The sequence below is a fragment of the Novosphingobium sp. genome (genome assembly GCF_027489515.1).
Taxonomy (GTDB): domain Bacteria; phylum Pseudomonadota; class Alphaproteobacteria; order Sphingomonadales; family Sphingomonadaceae; genus Novosphingobium.
In genome coordinates this window covers 1-3,158 of the sequence record NZ_JAIXZS010000023.1, presented here as the reverse complement: position 1 = coordinate 3,158, position 3,158 = coordinate 1, and the positions used below count along the sequence as shown (strand labels likewise).

3 protein-coding genes and 1 pseudogene are annotated in these 3,158 nt (G+C 66.6%); 2 read left to right on the top strand and 2 right to left on the bottom strand.

Translation table 11 applies throughout. The features are described 5' to 3' along the window. Positions 1–127 precede the first annotated feature (127 nt). On the top strand, positions 128–904 hold the full coding sequence (gene aat / locus Q0082_RS03785; protein WP_298190088.1) for a leucyl/phenylalanyl-tRNA--protein transferase: 777 nt from the start codon (positions 128–130) through the stop codon (positions 902–904). A gap of 35 nt (positions 905–939) precedes the next feature. Here aat and Q0082_RS03780 read toward each other — a convergent pair. Further along, a pseudogene (locus Q0082_RS03780) lies at positions 940–1,350 on the bottom strand (DUF2155 domain-containing protein); the annotation flags it as partial. An 11-nt stretch (positions 1,351–1,361) separates the two neighbouring features. Continuing rightward, entirely contained in the window at positions 1,362–1,775 is a 414-nt protein-coding gene (locus Q0082_RS03775; protein WP_298190085.1) for an NADH:ubiquinone oxidoreductase subunit NDUFA12, read from the bottom strand. A 119-nt stretch (positions 1,776–1,894) separates the two neighbouring features. Here Q0082_RS03775 and Q0082_RS03770 point away from each other — a divergent pair, with 119 nt between their 5' ends. After that, positions 1,895–2,923 (top strand): medium chain dehydrogenase/reductase family protein, encoded by a 1,029-nt coding sequence (locus tag Q0082_RS03770; RefSeq protein ID WP_298190083.1) that lies wholly within the window; start codon positions 1,895–1,897, stop codon positions 2,921–2,923. The last annotated feature ends 235 nt before the right edge of the window (positions 2,924–3,158 follow it).

The window sequence follows — 3,158 nt, the reverse complement described above, 5'->3', positions numbered from 1 at the left end:
GGGACTCGAACCCCCGGCCCTCGGTTTTGGAGACCGATGCTCTACCAACTGAGCTACACTCCTGTGCCGGAGAAGCGCCCTTAGTGGGTTGACGCGGCCAGCGCAACCAAAGAACAATGGGTGAAAGATGTCACGGCACGAGACCTCGATCATCCCGCCCGAGCTTTTGCTGCAGGCCTATCGTGCCGGCATTTTTCCGATGTCGGACAGCCGCGATGATCCTGAAGTCTATTGGGTCGAGCCGCGGATGCGCGCGATCCTGCCGCTGGACGGCTTTCACCTCTCTCGCAGCCTTGCCCGCACCTTGCGCCGCGGCCGCTTTCGCGTGACCTGCAACGAGGCGTTCGATGCGGTGATCGATGCCTGCGCTGCGCCGCGCCTCGAAGCGGAGGACAGCTGGATCAGTCGCCGCATCGCCGAAAGCTATCGCGAGCTGCACCGCCACGGGCACGCCCATTCGATCGAGACATGGCAGGAAGGGCCGGGCGGCACGGAAGTGCTCGTCGGCGGGCTCTACGGCGTCGGCTTCAACCGGGTGTTCTGCGGCGAGAGCATGTTCAGCCGCACAAGCGATGCCTCCAAGGTCGCGCTGGCCTGGCTGGTTGCCGCCATGCGCCGCGCGGGGGCCGAGCTGCTCGACTGCCAGTTCACCACGCCGCACCTCGCCTCTCTGGGCGCGGTCGAGATTCCGCAGACGCGCTATCTTGATCTGCTGCACGCCGCGATTGCCCCGAGGGCAGGCGCTCAGGCCGGGGGCGTATCGTCTGCCGGCGCGGCGGCGGGCGCGGCGGGTGCCGGGGGCTTGCCGGCGGGCTTTGCCGCGCTGCTTGTCGAAGCGGCGGCGGCTGGGCTGTCCTCCTCGCCGGGGAACTTCATCGCGCAATCCTTGACCCATAAGTCATAGACCGGGTGCTCGACCACGTTGAGCGCGGGCGAATTCTTGAACAGCCAGCCCGAGAAGACCTTGTGCCACGCGAGCTTTTCCCGTGTCGTCGCACGTTCCTCGACGAAGAGCTGGACGAAGGCGCCGGTTTCGGGCGGATCTTCCCAGGGCGCCGTGCGCTCGCAAGTGGCGAGCTTGATGATCGCATTGCCGATGCGGCGCGATTCGCCGGTCTTCAGCTCCACGATCTGGGTGATGTTGTTGCGCTTGTTAAGGAAGCCGAGCGTTGCGACGCGGTCCTTGACCGGGGTGCCGAACTCGCTCTCGACCACGCCCGAGGCATTGGCGGCAGGACCGGCGCCCTGTGTCGCCTCACTCGGCGGCGGGGCTTCAGCGTTCTTGTTGCCGCCGCAGGAGCCGAGCGCCAGCAACGCCGGCCCAAGCAGCAGCGGTGCGAAGCGGCGCATCAGCCCGCGCATTAGCCCTCTGGCGACCAGGCTTCGTAATCGCCCGTGGCCCGGGCCCGCTTGCCACCGCGCTCAAGCGCGCCTTGCGGGCGGTAGGCGGCAGAAGTCCCGGTGGCGTTGGGGGTGAACTCCACTTCCCAGATCCTCGGCGGCGGCAGGTTGCTTTCAGGAACGCCATCGACGCTGCCGTGCAGCCAGCCGTGCCATTCGGCGGGCACGCGGCTTGCGTCATTCGCGCCGTTGTAGATCACCCAGCGACGTTCGCGCCCGGCGAAGGGGTGCCCCTTCGGATAAGGCTTGCGTGCGCGATAGTAGACATTGCCCTGCACGTCCTGGCCGACTTTCACGCCATTGCGCGCGTTGTCGAGCATGGTGCCGAAGGTGGCGCCGTCCCACCAGGTGAAGATCTTGCCGAGGATGCTCATGGCCCGAGCGCTTAGCGTCTGACAGGGGGGCCATGCAAGCGCATCATCGCATAAGGGATTGCATTGCCGCCCGGCCGCCATACTCTGCGGCGCAAAGCCCCTTGCAACAGGATGGTCGCGTGGCGTGGGAGCATATCGAGATTGCCCGTTTCGGCGGGCCGGAAGTTCTTGAACTCGCGCGCGAGGACGCGCTGCCGGAGCCCGGGCCGGGCGAGGTGCGCATCAAGGTGCTCGCGGCGGGCACCGGCTTTACCGACACTTTCATCCGCATGGGTCGCTACCCCGATTTCAAGGGGCCTCTCCCGTTCACGCCCGGATACGATCTGGTCGGCGTGGTCGATGCGGCGGGTGTAGGCGTGACCAGCCCTGCACTCGGTACATTGGTCGCGGACCTCTCCGTGGTGGGTGGCTACGCACAATATGCCTTGCGGCCGGCCGCTTCGCTCGTGCCGGTACCGGAGGGGATTGATCCCGCCGAAGCGGTCTGCCTGCCGCTGGCCTACATGACCGCGTACCAGATGCTGGCGCGGGCCGCGGCAATCCAAGCGGGGGCGACCGTTCTCGTCATCGGTGCATCGGGATCGGTCGGCACGGCGCTGCTCGATCTGGCGCGCGTCATGAAGCTGCGCGCGATCGGCACGTGCTCTGCCGCCAACATGGGTGTGGTCGAAAGCTACGGTGCGCAGGCGATCGACTACCGCGCAGGAGATTTCGTCGAGGCCGTGAAGCGCGCCACCGGCGGGCGCGGCGTTGACGCGGTGTTCGATGCGATCGGCGGGGCGCACTTCAAGCGCTCGTTCCGTACGCTCGCGAAAGGCGGCGTGCTCGTCGGCTATGGCTCGCAAACGATGGCAACCGGCGGCGAAAGTCTGCTGGCCGCCGGACTTGGCCTCGCGCGGCTCAAGCTGTGGACGCTCTTCAGCCCGCTGCTCGGTGGCCGCCGCGCCGTGTGGTACTCGATCACCAGCCGGCGCAAGGCATACCCCGAGCAGTTTGCCGAAGATCTGGCCAAGCTGCTGGGTTGCCTCAAGGAAGGCCGGATCAGGCCCATCGTTGCCGACCGCCTGCCGCTATCTGCCGCCGCCGATGTCCACCGGCGGATCGACAAGGGCGGGCTCGGCGGAAAGGTCGTGCTGCTGCCCTTTTGAGCTGTTTCGGCCGAGCCGAAACAGAGCGGCACCGGCCCGCTCCCCCGCCCGGCCACCCACTAGAGTACTCTGAATGGGTGGCCGGGCGGGGGAGCGGGCCGGTGCCGCTTTCCGCATTAGAGCGTCCTGCGGAAAATCTGAATCGTGGGATTCCCATTGTTTGTGATTTGTGATTCACCCTCATTGGAGGTGGATCATGGGCAAAGCACATTCGGCTGATCTTCGGGTTCGGGTT

What these genes read in the sequence shown, in the direction of transcription:
- aat (WP_298190088.1), top strand. Translation starts at nt 128, where the DNA reads ATGTCACGGCACGAGACCTCGATCATCCCGCCCGAGCTTTTGCTGCAG.
- Q0082_RS03775 (WP_298190085.1), bottom strand. Translation starts at nt 1,775, where the DNA reads ATGAGCATCCTCGGCAAGATCTTCACCTGGTGGGACGGCGCCACCTTC.